Source organism: Bradyrhizobium sp. Kon10 (genome assembly GCF_055807395.1).
Window position 1 is genome coordinate 91,673 of sequence record NZ_JBVVOZ010000019.1, and the last position, 17,133, is coordinate 108,805.

14 protein-coding genes are annotated in these 17,133 nt (G+C 65.2%); 3 read left to right on the forward strand and 11 right to left on the reverse strand.

All coding sequences use genetic code 11. The features are described from left to right. Positions 1-72: 72 nt before the first annotated feature. The 7 genes from AC0L2O_RS24465 to AC0L2O_RS24495 form a co-directional block, all read right to left on the reverse strand. Positions 73-348 (reverse strand): AbrB/MazE/SpoVT family DNA-binding domain-containing protein, encoded by a 276-nt coding sequence (locus tag AC0L2O_RS24465; protein ID WP_473371498.1) that lies wholly within the window; start codon positions 346-348, stop codon positions 73-75. Positions 349-503: 155 nt separating this feature from the next. After that, positions 504-1,253, reverse strand: a complete 750-nt coding sequence (locus AC0L2O_RS24470; RefSeq protein ID WP_369725251.1) for a phosphorylase — start codon at positions 1,251-1,253, stop codon at positions 504-506. Further along, positions 1,250-3,202, reverse strand: a complete 1,953-nt coding sequence (shc, locus tag AC0L2O_RS24475) for a squalene--hopene cyclase (RefSeq protein ID WP_473371499.1) — start codon at positions 3,200-3,202, stop codon at positions 1,250-1,252. Before shc ends, AC0L2O_RS24470 begins: the two co-directional genes overlap by 4 nt. Before the next feature lie 64 nt (positions 3,203-3,266). Beyond that, entirely contained in the window at positions 3,267-4,523 is a 1,257-nt protein-coding gene (hpnE, locus tag AC0L2O_RS24480; protein ID WP_473371500.1) for a hydroxysqualene dehydroxylase HpnE, read from the reverse strand. Then, entirely contained in the window at positions 4,523-5,362 is an 840-nt protein-coding gene (gene hpnD / locus AC0L2O_RS24485; protein ID WP_473371501.1) for a presqualene diphosphate synthase HpnD, read from the reverse strand. Before hpnD ends, hpnE begins: the two co-directional genes overlap by 1 nt. Continuing rightward, entirely contained in the window at positions 5,352-6,236 is an 885-nt protein-coding gene (gene hpnC / locus AC0L2O_RS24490; protein WP_473371502.1) for a squalene synthase HpnC, read from the reverse strand. The genes hpnD and hpnC overlap by 11 nt, the downstream gene beginning before the upstream one ends. A 194-nt stretch (positions 6,237-6,430) precedes the next feature. Then, complete coding sequence (locus tag AC0L2O_RS24495; protein WP_148743383.1) at positions 6,431-6,664, reverse strand: hypothetical protein; 234 nt, start codon at positions 6,662-6,664, stop codon at positions 6,431-6,433. Positions 6,665-7,126: 462 nt separating this feature from the next. Between AC0L2O_RS24495 and AC0L2O_RS24500 the strand changes: the two genes are divergently transcribed. Continuing rightward, entirely contained in the window at positions 7,127-7,624 is a 498-nt protein-coding gene (locus AC0L2O_RS24500) for a hypothetical protein (RefSeq protein ID WP_369726477.1), read from the forward strand. Positions 7,625-7,688: 64 nt separating this feature from the next. Further along, a complete protein-coding gene (locus tag AC0L2O_RS24505) occupies positions 7,689-8,531 on the forward strand; it encodes a hypothetical protein (protein WP_473371503.1) in 843 nt (280 codons plus the stop codon). A 27-nt stretch (positions 8,532-8,558) separates the two neighbouring features. Here the strand turns inward: AC0L2O_RS24505 and AC0L2O_RS24510 are convergent, their stop codons facing one another. From AC0L2O_RS24510 to AC0L2O_RS24525, 4 genes are all read right to left on the reverse strand, one after another. Next, positions 8,559-10,925 (reverse strand): efflux RND transporter permease subunit, encoded by a 2,367-nt coding sequence (locus AC0L2O_RS24510; protein ID WP_473371504.1) that lies wholly within the window; start codon positions 10,923-10,925, stop codon positions 8,559-8,561. A gap of 207 nt (positions 10,926-11,132) precedes the next feature. Continuing rightward, on the reverse strand, positions 11,133-11,918 hold the full coding sequence (gene eutC, locus AC0L2O_RS24515) for an ethanolamine ammonia-lyase subunit EutC (RefSeq protein ID WP_473371505.1): 786 nt from the start codon (positions 11,916-11,918) through the stop codon (positions 11,133-11,135). Then, complete coding sequence (locus tag AC0L2O_RS24520; protein WP_409189523.1) at positions 11,915-13,501, reverse strand: B12-binding domain-containing radical SAM protein; 1,587 nt, start codon at positions 13,499-13,501, stop codon at positions 11,915-11,917. Before AC0L2O_RS24520 ends, eutC begins: the two co-directional genes overlap by 4 nt. 181 nt (positions 13,502-13,682) lie before the next feature. Continuing rightward, complete coding sequence (locus tag AC0L2O_RS24525; protein ID WP_473371518.1) at positions 13,683-15,065, reverse strand: ethanolamine ammonia-lyase subunit EutB; 1,383 nt, start codon at positions 15,063-15,065, stop codon at positions 13,683-13,685. Positions 15,066-15,379: 314 nt separating this feature from the next. Between AC0L2O_RS24525 and AC0L2O_RS24530 the strand changes: the two genes are divergently transcribed. After that, positions 15,380-17,119: a methyl-accepting chemotaxis protein gene (locus tag AC0L2O_RS24530; protein ID WP_473371506.1), complete on the forward strand. Its 1,740-nt coding sequence runs from the start codon at positions 15,380-15,382 to the stop codon at positions 17,117-17,119. The last annotated feature ends 14 nt before the right edge of the window (positions 17,120-17,133 follow it).

Genomic DNA, 17,133 nt, shown 5'->3' on the forward strand with positions numbered 1-17,133 from the left:
TCGATCAAGGCACGGGCAGTTGCGGATTGCGTCGCGTGGTCCGCGGTCAGATAGCGGACGATTAAGTCGGTATCAATCGCGATCATGCCGCCGCCTGGCCTCGGCAAGAACGCTGGCATCCATCTCTTCCAGCGTTTTCGGCTTGCCGCGGTGTGCCAAGACGCCGAACACGTCCTCCGGCCGCGTCTTGGCAAAGGCCGGCGCCGGCTTCAACAATACGCCCTCCGGAGTGTCCTCTACGGTAAGCCGCGTTCCCGTCCTCCATTCGCGCCGCTGGCGAATAGCGCTCGGCAGGATGACCTGTCCCTTGGTGGAAACAATGGTGGTGAGCTTTTCCGCGCCGGCCATGGCCTGACCTTCCTGACGTAAGACGAAGGTAAGATCGATAGCTTTGAGCTTAAACTCAAGCTCATTCGGTGGCCATGACGACCGTGCAGATCAAAAGAAAAGGCCCGACCGCAATCGCGACCGGGCCTTTTGTTGGTCAGCTCTCCGTCCCCGCCTCAAACCGTCTCCGCCACCAGCGCTTCGCTGTCCCCAAGCTCCGTCCCGATCAAAAAGTCGCGGCAGCCGCGCAAGGAGCGCAGCGCGCGGTTGAAGTCGAGGCCGGTCGAGACCAGTCCATGTAGCGCCGTCGGATTGCGCACGATGCCGCGCAGGACGGCGGCGAGGTCGATCTGGCCGTTCGGCTTGATCGCGGAACGGGCGAGCGCGGGCAGCGCGCGATGGGCGGGGTCGCTGATGACGCGGACCGCGGCGAACGGCAAGCCGGCTTCACTGGCGTAGGCGGCCGCGATGTGGCTCTCCATGTCGACGGCCGAGGCTCCGGTCTCCGAATGCAGCGCCGCCTTGCCGGTGCTGCCCGTGACCACCTCTTCGGCGCCGGCGAGGCTGCCGCGCACCACGCGGCGGCGGCCGGAGGTCAGCTTGTCGATGAGGTCGTCGCCGAGCGACAGGCCGGCGGCCCAGCGGGCATCGCCCGCGAGCACTTCGGTCGCCACCACGACGTCGCCGGAGCGCAGCGTCGGGTCGAGCCCGCCGGCCACGCCGAACGAGATGACGCCGCGAATCGTCTCGGGATCCACCACGGTCAGAAGCGCCCGCAACTGGGTCGGGCTGCTGGACGAGCAGATCACCGCCATTCCGGGCCCGGCCGCGATGCGGGCCTCCTGAACCAGTCCGGTCACGATCAATACCGGCCGCGGGTCAATGGCATTGCCCACGGTCAAATAGTCCCCCGTCCCCAAAGTCACATTCCGACCCCTACCACCCTGCTGTTGGTGTCCCGCAAGTTCCGATACCGCGCCAACGCCCACAGCGGAAAGAACTTCGGGTAACCGTGATACCGCAGATAGAACACCCGGGGGAAGCCTGTCGCGGTGTAGCGCTGCTCGTCCCACAGGCCTTTTTCGTTCTGTGTTGCAATCAGGTACTCCACGCCGCGGGCGACGGCCGGGTGATCAACCTCGCCTGCGGCCATCAAGGCAAGCAAGGCCCATGCCGTTTGCGAGGCGGTCGAGGGCGCCGCCTCCCAGCCCTTGTAGTCCAGCCGGTAGCTGACGGCGTCCTCGCCCCAGCCGCCGTCCTTGTTCTGGATCGAGGCGAGCCAGGCCGCCGCCCTGCGCATCATCGGATCGGTGTGGGGAACCCCGGCCATATTCAGGGCGCAGAGCACCGACCAAGTTCCATAGATGAAGTTCATGCCCCAGCGGCCGTACCAGGAGCCCTCCTTGTGCTGGGTCTTGCGCAAATAGGCGACCCCGTCGGCGACGTGCTTGCTGGTCTGCGCGGTCTCGCCAAGCTGCGCGAGCATCGAGACGCAGCGGGCGGTGACGTCCTCGGTCGGCGGATCGAGCAGCGCGCCATGGTCGGAGAACGGAATGTTGTTCAGGTAATATTCGAGGTTGTTGACGTCGAAGGCAGCCCAGCCGCCGTCGTCGCTCTGCATGCCCTCGATCCATTCCCGGGCCCGCTCGATCGCCAGATCATAGTTGGTCGCGCCGTGCTCCCGGCGCATGCGGTCCATCGACATCACCACCACCGCGGTGTCGTCGAGATCGGGATAATAGGCGTTGTTGTACTGGAAGGCCCAGCCGCCCGGGCGCACGTCGGGCCGTTTCACGGCCCAGTCGCCCTTGACCTCGAGCTCCTGCTTCGGGATCAGCCAGTCGAGGCCGCGCTTGGCGGCCGGCACGGCCTGCGCGTTGCCGGCCTCGATCAGCGCATGCGCCGTCAGCGTCGTATCCCACACCGGCGAGACGCAGGGCTGGCAATAGGCCTCCTCCTCGCCGATCACCAGAAGCTTGTCGATGCCTCGCCGCGTCACCGCGCGCGGCGGATAATTCTCGTCCTTGCCGAGCGCGTCGTACATCATGACGATGTTGGCCATCGGCGGATAAATCGCGCCCATGCCGTCATCGCCGTTGAGCCGCGGCTCGATGAAGGCGAGCGCAGCATCGATGGCGCGCTTCCGCAGGCTGTTCGGAAACATCGGCTCGATCACCCGCAGGATGCCGTCGAGCGCGCGGAACAGCAGGAACCACGCCATGCTCTGGTGCGGCGCCTTCGCGGTCATGCCAATCGAGCGCGGATCCTGCAGGAACAGCTCGTCGATGCCGACGCCCTTCGGATTCTTCGCCAGCGGCTTCAGCGCGGCGATCACCATCAGCGGCACCATGGTGGTGCGCGCCCAGTAAGAGATCTTGTTGAGATGGAACGGCGACCAGAACGGCAGCAGCACGATCTCGATCGGCAGCACCGGCACCGCGCGCCAGGTGGTGACGCCGAAGCTTGCGAGCAGGAAACGCGTGAAGACGTTGCTGTTGATGGCGCCGCCGTGGGCGTGGATCGCCTCGCGCGCGCGCACCATGTGCGGCGCGTCGACGGAGTCGCCGATCATCTTGAGCGCGAAATAGGCCTTCACGCTGGCGCTCATGTCGAACGCGCCGTCATGCACCAGCGGCCAGCCGCCGTGCGCGCCCTGAACGCGGCGGAGATAATTGGCGATCTTGGCTTCGAGCACGGCATCGACCGGCTCGGCCAGATAGTGGCGCAGCAGGACGTATTCGGCCGGAATGGTGCAGTCGGCCTCGAGCTCGAACACCCAATGGCCGTCGGATAGCTGAAAGCCGAGGACGCCTTGCGTGGCTGACGCAATGCTCGATTCCAAAGCTTCGCGGGCAGTCGCGTTCACGGAATCCATCTCGCTCGATTACTCCGATAGTTGATTGCAATTGACCGGCACAAATGCCCGTCGGGGCCGCTTGTCAGGATCCTTTCGCGGCCAAAACCAGATCGGCGGCGCGATCACCGGACCGGACCGATCCCTCGATCGTTGCAGGCAATCCCGTAGCAGTCCAATCGCCGGCGAGAAACAGGTTTTTCAGCGTGGTGACCGGCCCCGGACGCAGGGCATTCTGCGCGGGCGTAGCGGCAAACGTGGCGCGGCGCTCGCGCACGATCTGCCACGGGGGCAGCTCGCCCGAGACGCCGCCTACCGTGCAGACGTCGTTCCAGATCGCCTGCGCGAGCTCCTCGCGCGGCATGTCGACCAGGCGATCGCCATTGCTGATGGTCACCGACAGCCGGTTCGGAAACGCGAACAGCCATTCGACGGTCCCGCCGATCACACCCAGGATCGGCGCCGAGCCCGGCGGCGGCTCAATGCGGAAATGCGCGTTGACGATGGCGCGGAATTCGGTCGGCGTCTTCAGGCCCGGCAACAGGCTCGCAGCCGCGCGCGGCGGCACCGCCATCACGACCATATCGCCTGCACCGAGCTGGATCACGTCGTCGCCGCCGAAATTCAGCGCGCCGACCTTGCCATCATTGCTGACAAAGGAGCGCAGCTCATGGCCGAGCAGCACGGAGTGGCCGCGCTCGGCGAGGAATTTCACCGCGGGCTCGATCAGCACGGCGCTGAGGCCGTCGCGCGCGATCAGCGGACGACAGGCCTGGCCGCCCGCCAGCAGCGTCTCGCGCACGATCGCACCGGCAAGCCCGGCCGAACCCTCGGGCGGATCGACGTTGAGCGCTGCGAGCAGCAGCGGCTGCACCAAGCGGTGATACAGCGTGCCTTCGCAGGGAATCGACTTGCCGACCAGCGTCTGTTCCCGCGCCCAGATCAGCGGCGCCAGCTTGAGGTAGTCCGTCAGGCCGGTGTCGGGGACGCGACGGCTCTCGTCGAGCACCCAGGTCGGCAGCCGGCCATCGCCGAGATCGATCTGCCAGCGCTGCCCGGTCTTGATGTCGACGAACGGAAACTGCGCACGCTCCGGCCCGACCAGGCCCGCCTCGGTGCCGATCGAGCGCGCATAGGCGCGCGCGTGGCTGTTGCCCGACAGCAGCAAATGATTGCCGTTGTCGATGGTCAGATTGGTGGCGCCGTCGAAATAGGAACGGCAGCGGCCGCCGGCCTGCTGCGTCGCCTCGTGCACGGCGACTTTGAAGCCGGCATTGGCGAGCCGCACGGCGGCGGAGAGGCCGGAAATTCCGGCGCCGATGATGTGAGCTGTGTTTTGCATCAGATGAAAGCGTAGCGGAACAGGATCACGAAGCGTGTGACCTTGGACACACGCACCGGCTCGCGCGGCGCGCTGAAGCCGCGCGCGATCAGGAGGTCCAGAATGGCGTGATAGTATTTCGACATGATCCGCGGCGCACGCACCGCGCGGCGCCTGTTGCGTTTCATGATCTCGTCCGACTGCTCGAAATGCGCTTTCGCGCGCTGCGCCAGCGGCAGGCACACCTTCGGCAGCGCGCGCTCGGCGATCACGCGGTTCGGATCGTTCGAGGTGATTCCGGCATGCAGCAGCGCCTCGCGCGGCAGGTAGAGCCGGCCGAGGCCGGCGTCCTCGTCGATGTCGCGCAGGATGTTGGTGAGCTGCAGCGCGCGGCCGAGATGATGGGCAAGCAGGATGCCGTCCTCCTCGGGCAGACCGAACACCCGCACCGACAGCCGCCCCACCGCGCTCGCGACACGATCGCAATAAAGATCCAGTGTCGCCATGTCGGGCGCGCGGATGTCCTGCGGCACGTCCATTTCCATGCCGTCGACGATCGCGAGGAAGTCCTCGCGCTTCAACCCGAACGTCTTCACCGACGCGACATAGTCCTTCAGGCGCTCCGGCGGATGGCCCTGATAGAGCGCATCGATGTCGTTGCGCCACACCTGGAGCGCGGCGAGCCGCTCGTCGCGCGGGCCGTCGGAATCGGCGATGTCGTCGACCTGGCGGCAGAAGCTGTAGATCTGGAACATCGCCTCGCGCTGGGCGCGCGGCAGGATGCGCATCGCGGCATAGAAGGAGCTGCCGGATGCGGTCGAGCCATAATTGGCGCCGGGCGTGGTCGCCTCAAGCGTCATGCGCAGTCCCCGGTCTGGAGATGGCTTTGCGGCCGATGGCGCGGCGGCCAAGCTCGCCGATCATCCCGGCGACGCTGAAGGTGAGCAGCTCGAACTTGTTGAGATGCACCCGCTCGCGCAGGGGATCGCGCACCTTCAACAGGCGCACGATCCGATCGGCATAGGCCTGGATCACCGCGACATCGATGCCGAGACGGACATCCCGGATCTCCGCGCTCAACGACTTGCCCTGCTCGAGCAGGGCTTCGTTGCGCGCGGCGAGCGCCTGAAGACAGGCCAGCATCGCCGGCGGCGAGGAGGCGAGCCCGAGCTGCTCGACCGAGGCGCCGCTCGCGGCCAGCGCGTCACGCGGCAGATAGACGCGATTGAGCTCGCGAAAATCCTTGCCGCAATCCTGGAGGTGGTTGTTGATCTGGAGGCCCGCGCAAAGCGCATCCGAGGCGGCCCAGGTCGAGGTGCTCTCGCCATGGACGTCGAGCATGAAGCGGCCGACCGGCATCGCCGAATAGCGGCAATAGTGGATCACCTCTTCCCAGGTCTCGTAGCGCAGCTTGGTCACGTCCATGCGGAACGCGACCAGCACGTCCAGCGCATGGCGCGGCGCCATGCCGCGCTCGGCGAGCGCACGCCGCAAGGTGACCGCTTCGGCCTGGGTGTCGCCCTTGCCGAGCAGTTCCGCCTCGAACAGGTCGAGGTAAGCGAGCTTCTCATCGGGCGGCAAGGTCGCGTGGTCGGCGATATCGTCGGCGGTGCGGACGAAATTGTAATAGGCCAGGATCAGCGCGCGATGACGCGGATGAATGATCCAGGACGCGACGGGAAAATTCTCGTCGCGCTCACCCTTGCCGGATCGCAATTCGCTCGCAGAGGTCATCGAGGGCTGGTCAACAATCGTTTGGACAGGAAGGCTTTTTTGGCCCGCACGGGCTCGCGTCGGCAGTGCCCGCCGCGGCCCCCATATAGGGGAATACGGCCGCAAAACCAATCCTGTCGCACGATAGCTGCCCCTGGCGGATCCGGGCCTGAAAAGGTGACCCCGGACCCGCTTTTGTCGGCCAGCGGCCGAGCTTACTGGTTGTGGTTCTTCAGGACCTGGTCGCAGGCCTGCGAGATCTTGGCCCGGTTCTCCTTGAGGCAGGCCAGGACGGTGAAATCGCCCTGGTCGATGACCGGACGGCAGAACTTCTGCACATCGCGCGTGCAGGCCTTCTGCTCAGAATCCGTGCCACGCCCCTGCTGGGCGAATGCAGCCGTAGAAAGGGATGCCGACAGCAGGGTGAGAGCGACGAGAAGCTTACGCATTGTATTCCTTCATTCTGACGGCAGAATCGCACCGATCCGGGACAGCACAAGGCGGACGACGGGATCGGATTGTTCTGATGGCAAGTTGCCGCGGAAACAGCGGCACCGGAGGTGGCACAAGCGCTGGTAAATGCGGCCAAATTGGCACCACCTCTACCAAATCAGGGCTTCCCCCGAGCTTCATTTGGCAGATGTAAGCGGTTGATACGACGACATAATCCCGGCACCTCGCGTTTTACTCGGCAGCTGTTGCAGAGCTGCATCTGTCCGACCCGCCGTTTCCGCCAGAAATACGCGGAAACACGAGGAAATCCGGGGGCTGACGGTCGCGAGAGCGCTTTGCGTGCCCGACATCGTGGACGGCGAGGCTTTGAACCTGACTCAGGCTCGGAACACTAAACTTTCGATGTGGCGAGACGTCCTGACATTAGGCGGACGTCGTTCCAAAACGGGATATTCATGATGATATTTTTTGGGCGATCCGGACAGGCGATCAAGGCGGCCGGCATTGGGGCTACGCTGCTGTTCTCGGTGGCGGCAAGCCAGGCCCAGTCGTCCGGACCGTTTGCCGGTTTCGACGGTGCGTGGACCGGCACCGGCACGGTGGCGCTGTCCGACGGCTCCACCGAGCACATCCGCTGCAAGGCCGACTACAAGGTCGGCGGCACCGGCCTTAACCTGAAGCAGGCCCTGCACTGCGCGTCCGACAGCTACAAGTTCGACCTCACCAGCGACGTGACCAGCCAGGGCGACCGCATCTCCGGCAATTGGAGCGAGGCCAGTCGCAACATCTTCGGCAATCTCCAGGGCACCGCCGGCGGCGGCCAGATCGACGTGTTCGTCGAGGCCAACGGCTTTGCCGCCAACCTGACGCTGCGCACCAACGGCACCAAGCAGACGGTGCAGATCTCCTCCAAGGGCGAGATCCGCGGCGTCAACATCACCATGACGAAGAGCTGAGGCCGTTCCCGACCGGAAGGGATCATGGCCCCCGGTTCTCGCGAGCCGGGGGCTTTTTGCTGACATGGACCAGATTCGAAGACATCTGCTTTGGGGATTCGGGCTGTTCGCGGCCAATCGCGCCTGGGCCAACGATCAACATTCGCAACGAGAAGCCGACATGCAGCCTTCGTCGGTGAAGCCGCGCCACGTACTCTGCTTCCTCGGCAAGGATGAAGGCCTGCTGCAACCGTCAAAGGCGGTCGCAAGGACGATCGCCGATTTCGGCTTCGAGATCGACCGCACTTATTCGCAAGCCCAACCCGATCCGCACATGGAGCGATCGTTCGCGGTCTGCTGGGATCGCGTGTTTCCCAATGCGTGGTCCGCCGCCGACGAAGCCGCCGTCGCCAACCACAAGGCTGTGCTCTACGTGCTGAGCCCGCCGATGGAGCAGCACAAGGCGGTCGCCTATTCGGCGGCGGCCCTGCGCATCGTCGAAGAGATGATCGAGGCCGGCGCCACCGCCGTGAAAGGCGAAAGCGCCGGCGTTGCCCACGGATTGAAGCGATGGATCCAACTCGCCGGCGAATGCAAGGCAGCGGCGACGACGAACCACGGCCTCGCCGTGACGGCCGCCATGAGTCGGACCTGCCGCCTCGCCTTTGCCAAGCGTCCGGTCGACGGCGCGGCCTACCACGAAAGCGTCGGCTTTCATCTCGTCGGACTTCCGGAGATCTATGTCGCAAAATCCCGCGGCAGCGACCGCGATGCGGCGCGTCTGATCGACGAGATCGCCGGCGCAATGAGCGAGCGCGGCATCGATGCGACGCTCGCTGATCGCAGGCTCAGCCTCTCACGCCAATCGGACTACGCCGAGGACGACTTCAAATTCAATCCCCACGGGATCGTCCACGTCGAGGCGTGAGAAACGAGGCGGCTTAAGCCGCCCCGCTCAGATCGCGGGCTTGTCCGGGCCCTGAAGCCTGGCGTGCAGGTTGATCAGCCACATCGCCGTCGGGCGCAGGATGAAGAGGTCGGCGACGAGCGCCGCCACCATCGAGAAGGCACTGAGCCAACCGAACAGCCGAAGCGAAGGCAGGTCTGAGAACACAGTGACCACGAGGCCGCACGCCAGCACCAGCGTGGTCAGGATCAACGCCGGGCCGACCAGCACGGTCGCGCGCTCCACCGCGAGCGCCGAGCCGACGCCGGGCTTGCTCTCCAGCCTGAGGCGGTTGAGGAAGTGGATGGTCGCGCTCAGGCCGAGGCCGAACGAAACCGTCAGCGCCACGACGCTGGCGAATTGCAGCCCCTCGCCCATCGCCCACAGCACCGTCCCCGACATCACCACCGGGAAGATGCCCGGCAGGATGCAGGCGAACATCACGACCCAGGAGCGGAACGCCAGCCCGATGAAGATCGCGACCAGCGCGAATTCGACGGTGAGGCCGCGGTTGAGCTTTTCGATCATGCCGGCCGAATTGCGCGCGGCAATGGCCGCCAGACCGGTGACCGCGACTTCATAGCCGGGATGTTTCTTGCGAACGGCATCGAGCTCGGCATCGAGCTTGTCCACCACCGGCAACAGCTGGCTGGAGTCGATATCCGGCACGCGGCCTGCGACCACGACGGCATCCTGGTCGGCATCGATGAAGCGCCGCACCAGATGCTCCGGAATGAGGTTGACATATTCCTTCAGCGTCGCGACGTCGCCGCTGCCGGCCTTTTCCGCAAGCCAGCGGCGCAGGGTTTCGAGCGACCAGACGTTGCCGACGCCGGCGGTCTTCTCCACGGTCGCGTGAACGTCCGCGATGGTTTGCAGGGTCTCCGGAGAGTAGAGCGATTCACCCTTCGGGAACTGGATCAGGACGTTGACCGGATTGGCGCCGGTCAATTTGGCGTCGAGCCGGTTGCTCGCGGCCACGGCCTGGCGCTTGTCCGGCACCTGGTCCGCGAGCCGGTAGCGCGGCTGAAGATGGGCGTAGACGACGCCGAGGCTGGCGACGAACACCACCGCGATCAGGCTGAACAGGCCGGGGCGGCCCACCATCCGCACCGCGATCCAGTAGCAGAAATTGCGCAGCGCCTGGACGCCGGCATCCGCGCTCTGGAACTTGGTCGCAAAGACATTCTCGTTGCGCACCAACAGCACGCCGAACACGGGCACCAGCGACAACACCGCGACCAGCGCGATGATGGTGGCGGCCAGGCCCGCCTCGCCAAACTTGCGGATCAGGTCGGAATCGGAGAACTGCAGCGCGATGAAGGAAATGCCGGCGGTGCCGTGCGTCAGCACGCAGGCCGGGCCGACCACGAGCACCGCGTTCTTGAACGCGGTGAACTTGTCCTGCCCCGCAATCAGCCGGTCGCGTGCGGCGAAGGTAAGCTGCATCGAGTCCGAGAAGCTGATGACCATGATGAGCGGCGTCATCACGTTCAGGAACATGTTGAGATTGAAATTGGCCCAGCCGAGCGCGCCGAGCGCCAGCAGGATCGCGATCATCGGCGGGAACGCCGCCACCACCATGAAGGAGATTTTCCGGAAGAAGATGATGGCGATGATGCAACCGGCTAGGATGCCGAGGATGTTGTAGGTGAGGCCGTCGCGCTCGACGGCGTTGCGGATCTCGAGCTGCATCACCGGCACGCCGGAGAGCTGCACGCTGAGCCCGGTGTCGCCGAGATCCTCCTTCATCAACGCGCGAATGTCGCCCACGGTCTTGGTGAGCTTGCTGGAGGCGACCACCTCCGGATCGAGCGAGAGCACGATCAGCGCGAGCGTGCCGTCCTCCGACAGCAGCTTGCCGCGGATGATCTCGTTGGATTTGACGGTCTCGATGAACTTGTCATAGGCCGCGCCCTCGGGCAGCTCGCTCGGGAACAACGCCGCCGGCAGCTTGCCGGGCGCCGGCGCCTGGCGCGCGGAGAACAGCGAGACCAGGCCGCGGGTGCCCTCGACCAGTTGCAGATCGGTGACGAAGTCGCGCAGCTTCTCGAGGTTGTTGCGCGCCAGCAGGTTCTTGCCCTCGACCACGACGAGAACGTCGAATTCTTCCGCCGGGAACTTCTTCGTGACCTCTTCGTACTGGTGGAATTCACGGGAATTGGAGCGGAAGAGCTGCGACAGCGAATCGTCAATCTTGATCCGCTCGATCCCGAAGATGGCGCCGACGATCAGCGCGAGCAGGATGACGCAGGAGACGATCGGCGCCCGGACCGCGACCAGCCCGATGCGCTCCAGCCCGAAGGCGATGGAGGACGTGGGCCCCTGCTCGACCTTGTCGACATGAACCTCACTCTCGCGGTGCTTTTCGAGCATGCCTTGTCCAGTTCCTAATCGGTTCGGTCAGTGAGCTTATTGCGCCCCGCGAACGGCTTGAAAACGCCATACAAATGGGGAGGCTTGCCCTTTGAAAATACGCGGAAAATCGCCGTCAGGGGTTTAGCAGGTCAATAGCCCCCCTCGCAAGCAGGCGAAGCGTCATCAAACACATCAAGATGCGGCGATTTCCGACCTCGATGCTGCTCATCCCGCCGCCGCTTTGCCGATTCGACGCGGCGCCCGGTCCGCGCTCTCGTCCTTGAGCGCGACGCCGGTGATTTCCCGCGCCAGTCCCTCGCGGACCAGCCAGGCGATCTTGAAGGCCGCCTCGTCATAGCTCAACCCGGCGTGGTGGACGTTCGAGACGCAGTTGCGCGCGGCATCGGTCAAGCCCGGCTTCGGCGCAAAAGTGAGGTAGGCGCCGAGACTGTCGGGCGCGGACAGGCCTGGCCGCTCGCCGATCAGCATCACCACCATGCGCGCGCCGAGAATGGCGCCAATCTCGTCGCCGAGCGCGACGCGCGCGCCTGAGGCGACCACGACATGTCCGATCGCGACACCATTGTCGGCTGCAAGCAGAGCCGAGAGGCTCTTGACCAGCGCAACCGCGTGCACATGGACCGCCGCCGCCGACAATCCGTCGCCGATGACGATCACGAGCTGGCCGGGCCCGCTGGCGCGTTGCGCCAGGGTCTCGGCGGATCCCGGATCGAGCTGCCGCCCCAGATCCGGCCGCCGCAGATAATCCCCGCGGTCGGCCGCCCGGCTCCTCACCTCCGTGACGGCAAGGCCGAGTTCGCCGAGCCCGCTGGCGAGCCGCGGCGAATCAAAGGCGGCGTGCACGGCATCCCGGGCGCGGGCATGGTCCAGCGTGAAATCGAGCAGCGCCTTGGTCGGCAGGCTGGCGCCGCTGCGCCCGAGCGCGACCCGCGCAGGCGTGAACGAGCGCAGGTCGAGGGTCGGGCGAGCCGGAACGGGCTTGTCGGTCATTCGGCCGGAACGGCAGCCTCGCGCAATCGCAGCGAATAGTTCGATGCATTGGTCTCACCGCTGGAGGCCGCGCGCGCAAAGGTGATGAGATGATGCGCAATCAGGGTGCACCCGATCAGGCCTTCGAGGTCGCCGCGCCGGATCCGCCCCAGCGCGAACTTCCAGAACACGCGCCTGTAATTGCCGAGCACGCCGACCTTCCAGAAGATGTTGCGCAGCATCACCAGCCCGCGCCGGATGTTGGGCCAGGTCTTCATCTCGTCCGGCACCGGCATCTTGAGGCGGTGCACATAGACGTGGTCGCATTGATACTGGAAGCGCGCGTAGACCTTAGCCGGTTCGTAAGCGACGCCCATGGCGTGCTTCCAGGATGCCACGACCTCGTCATAGGGCAACAGGAAGTCGACGTTGGAATCGCGGGCGTCGTCTTCGACCAGGCGACCCTCGCGCTCCAGCCGGTCCCATAACGGGGTCTTCGGCAGCGCCTGAAGCAGATTGATGGTGAGCAGCGGAATCCGCGACTCCTCGACAAAGGCGAGCAGCGCTTCCGACGTGTTCGCCTTGTCGGTGTCGAGGCCCATAATGATGCCGGACACCACCTCCATGCCGTAGGAGTTGATGGTGCGGACGCCCTCGAGGATCGGGACCATCATATTGTGGTCCTTGTGCATCGCCTTCAGCGCGTCGGGATCCGGCGTCTCGATGCCGCAGAAGATGGTGATGAAATAGGCCTCGCGCATCTTTTCGAGGATCTCGGGGCGCTTGGCGATGTTGAGCGTCGCCTCGCAGGCGAGCCGCACGACATAGCCGGTCCGCTTCTGCCATTCGATCAAATGCGGCAACAGGTCCATCGCGGCCTTGCGGTTGCCGATGAAATTGTCGTCGACGAAATAGACCGTGTCGGTCATCCCGCATTCGCGCAGGCGGTCGAGCTCGGCGATGATCTGCTCCGGCGACTTGAGGCGCGGGTTGCGGCCGTAGAGGCCGGGGATGTCGCAGAACTCGCATTGGTAGGGACAGCCGCTGGAATACTGGATGCTGCCGAGGAAGTATTTCTTCACGTCGGCAAGCTCGTAGGCCGGAATCGGAAACTCCGTCATCGGAATCCGGTCTTTGGTGGTCAGCACCACCTGCTCGTCAGGACGCGAGGTGTCGCGCGCCAAAATCTCGATCAGCTCGTTGGTGGCGTCGCCGAGTTCCCCGACATGGAGATAGTCGAAGGATGGATAATAGTCCGGACACGCGCTGACCGACGGGCCGCCGAGGGCGACCGGCAGATCGAATTCATGGGCGCGGCGGCAGATGTCATTCATCTGCTGGCGCTGGATGTGCATGCCGCTGACGAAGACAACTTCCGCCCATTCGAACTCGTCTTGTGTCGTGGGCCGGAGGTTCTCGTCGACGAACTTCACCTGCCATTCCTTCGGCAGATAGGCGGCGAGCAGCAACAGCCCCTGCGGCGGCATGAAGGCGCGGACACCGTCGGTCAACGGATAGGAATGCTCGAACGTACCGAACGAGGATGTGTAGCGCGGGAAGACGCAGAGGACATGCCGGCTCGTTCCGTTGCTTTCAGCGCGCATCGAACTTTCCCCAACCACGTTCTACGAACGGTACTGACGAGATCACCAGACATATAACGTAACGCTGGGACTGAATTTCCTCAATATTGTGGCGACGAACTAATTCGTGAGACGTGCCAATGGTTTCCCCGGTTCACAGCGGCGGGTGGAAGTTTTCGCGGGGCTGTCCGGCCTCTGCCCTTCATGCGATCAGCCGTGAGGCAAAATCGGGCAACAGGCCTGCATCGCCGGCAAGCCGGAAATCGGCCCCCGCAATGCCCGTTTGCACCAGCCAGTCGTCGAACTCCGGCGCGCGGGCCGCACCGAAGACCTCGCGGACATAGAGCGCGTCATGGAAGGAGGTCGACTGGTAGTTCAGCATGACGTCGTCGGCGCCCGGCACCCCCATGATGAAGGTGACGCCGGCGGCCGCGAGCAGCGTCAGCAGACTATCCATGTCGTCCTGGTCCGCCTCGGCATGGTTGGTGTAGCAGATATCAACCCCGAGCGGCAGGCCGAGCAGCTTGCCGCAGAAATGATCCTCGAGCCCGGCCCGAATGATCTCCTTGCCGTCATAGAGATATTCCGGGCCGATGAAGCCGACCACGCTGTTGACCAACAAAGGAGCAAAGGTCCGGGCGACCGCATAGGCGCGGGCCTCGCAGGTCTGCTGGTCCACGCCATGATGAGCGTTGGCCGACAGCGCCGAGCCCTGCCCCGTCTCGAAATACATCACGTTCTGCCCGACCATGCCGCGCTTTTGCGACAGCCCGGCCTGCTGCGCTTCCTTCAGCAAGGCGAGGTCGATGCCGAAACTGCGGTTGGCGGCCTCAGAGCCGGCGACCGACTGGAACACCAGGTCGACCGGCACGCCCTGCCCGATCAGCGACAGCGTCGTCGTCACATGGGTCAGGACGCAGCCCTGGGTCGGAATTTTCAGTCGCGCGATGACCTCGTCGAGCAGCCGCAGCAATTGCGCGATCACGGCCGGGTCGTCGCTCGCGGGATTGATGCCGATGCAGGCATCGCCGGCACCAAGCAGGAGGCCGTCGAGGATCGAGGCAGTGACGCCCCTGGCGTCGTCGAAGGGATGGTTGGGCTGGAGCCGCGTGCTCATCCGTCCCTTCAGCCCGATGGTGTTGCGGAAGGCGGTTACGACCTCGCATTTCCGCGCGGCCAGAATCAGGTCCTGGTTGCGCATCAGCTTTGACACCGCGGCCGCCATTTCCGGGGTGACGCCTGGCGCCAGCTTGCGCAGGATTTCGGGCGTCGCGGCGTCCGACAGCAGCCAGTCGCGAAAGCCGCCGACCGTCAGCGAGGCGACCGGCGCGAAGGCGCTTGCGTCATGGCTGTCGATGATGAGACGGGTGACCTCGTCGGCCTCATAGGGGATGACGGCTTCCTGGAGGAATTGCCGAAGCGGAACCTCGGCGAGCGCCATCCGCGCTGCGATCATCTGCGCGGCGCTACCGGCGGCGATTGCGGCCAGCCGGTCGCCGGAGCGCGGCGGCGTCGCCTTGGCAAGGAGGTCGCGCAGGTCGGAAAAGGTATAGCTCGTGGCGTCGATGGTGTGGCGGTAGACCAAAGGCACCTCCGCAGGCTGGTCGGTCAATGGCCGACTTCAGATTAGCTTGAAGGCGGCGTGACGTCAGGGAATACGCACTTGGCCGCCTCGGTGCACCCAGATGTTTGGGGCAGGCCGTGAGATCCTCGGGGCCGCCTGCCGGAAAGCGATAGGATCGCTCCAAATCACTGAGACCACTCATGTTTGGCTGGAGCGGGAGCGTGCACCCCGAACTTGCGCGTTAACACTGCGTCCATCTTCATTCTGCATAGTTTTGCATGAATTTGATACGACCGCGCGCACCGGCCGCTCCCGGCCATTCGGGCCTGAACATCATGACAATCGACCAAACTGGGAATGCCGCCGGCCTGGCAGGCCGGCTCACGCTTGCCAACAAGCTCTACGCGATCTTCGCGTTGTTCGCACTGCTGACTGCGGCGATCGCGATGCTGTCGGACTACAACAGCCGCCGCGGCGCTGAGCTGACCGCCGCGATCGAGACGGCGAATGCGGCGGCGCTGAACGTCGAGCGCGTCAACTCGCTGGTCTATGCGGTCGTGATGGAGTCGCGCGGCGTCTACATGTCGACGGAGCCGGCCGTCGTGAAGAAGTACGGCGAAGGCCTGCTCAAGTTCAACGGGCAGATCCTCGACGTCGTGAAGCGCTGGGAAACCATCGTCAAAACCGACGATGCCGAGCAGTTCGCCACCTTCAAGAAGCGCATCGAGCAGTTCGTCGAGTTCCGCAAGGAGTTGGTCCGCCGCGGCATCGAGATCAACGCGGCCGCGGGCCGCGAATGGGGCGACAACGACGCCAATCGCGCCGTTCGCTCGGCGCTGAACAAGGATCTCGAGGCGCTCTCCAAGGTCTATGCCGAGCGCGCCAGGCAGATCGCGCAGCAGACCGAGACCAACCGCTTGCTGTCGCTGGTGCTGACCTGCCTCGGCGGCCTGGCACTGGCACTCGTCGTCATCGGCATCATCATCATTGCCCGCTCGATCGCGCGGCCGCTCGCCGCGATCACCGCAACCATCAAGCAGGTCGCCGATGGCGCCGAGAACGTCGTGGTGCCGCACAGTGGCCGTGCCGACGAGATTGGCGCGCTGGCCCGCGCGATCCAGGTCTTCCAGGAAGCGATGGAACGCAACCGCAATCTCGCCTCGCAGGTTTCGCAGGATTCCGCCGCGCGCGAGGAACGCGCCCGCCACATCGAACAATCCGTGGAGGCGTTTCGCGAGGCCATCAGTGCGGTGATGCGCGGCCTCACGGATAACGCCACCGTCATGCGCGAGACCGCGCAGACCATCACGCGCGTCACCGCGGACGCCAGCAGCCGCGCCGGCACGGCGGCGAACGCCACCGAACAGGCCTCCCATAATGTCACGGCGGTGGCGGGCGCCGCCGAGGAATTGTCGGCATCGGTGGTGGAAATCGGCCGCCAGGTGCGGCAGAGCGCAACCGCAGTCGAGCACACCGGCCAGCGCACCGAGAAGTCGATCTCCGAGATCGAGAGCCTTGCGGCCGCCACGCAGCGCATTGACGGGGTGCTCAATCTGATCCAGGCGATCGCCGAGCAGACCAATCTGCTCGCGCTCAACGCCACCATCGAAGCCGCGCGCGCCGGTGACGCCGGCCGCGGCTTTGCCGTCGTCGCCCATGAAGTGAAGGCGCTGGCGGGTCAGACTGCGAAAGCGACCGCCGAGATCGGCGAGAACGTCTCGATGATCCAGACCTCCACTCGCAACGCGGTCGATGCCGTGCGCGAGATCGGCGGCGCGGTGCGCGAGATCAACGACGTCACCGCGGCGATCGCCGGCGCGATCGGCCAGCAGGACGCCGCCACGCGCGAGATCTCGTCGAATGCGCAATCCGCGGCCCAGGGCAACGAGACGCTGGTCGCCAACATCACGTCGCTGCGCGATGCCATCGGCGAGACCGACACGGCGGCCTCCTCCGTGCTGACGGCGGCGAGCAGCCTGACCGCCACGGCGGAGAGGCTGTCGCGCGAGGTGGAAACGTTCTTCCAGAATCTGCGGTCGGGGTCGGCGGACAGCCGCCTCGCCAAGGCCGGATAAGGGCGCGCGCCCAC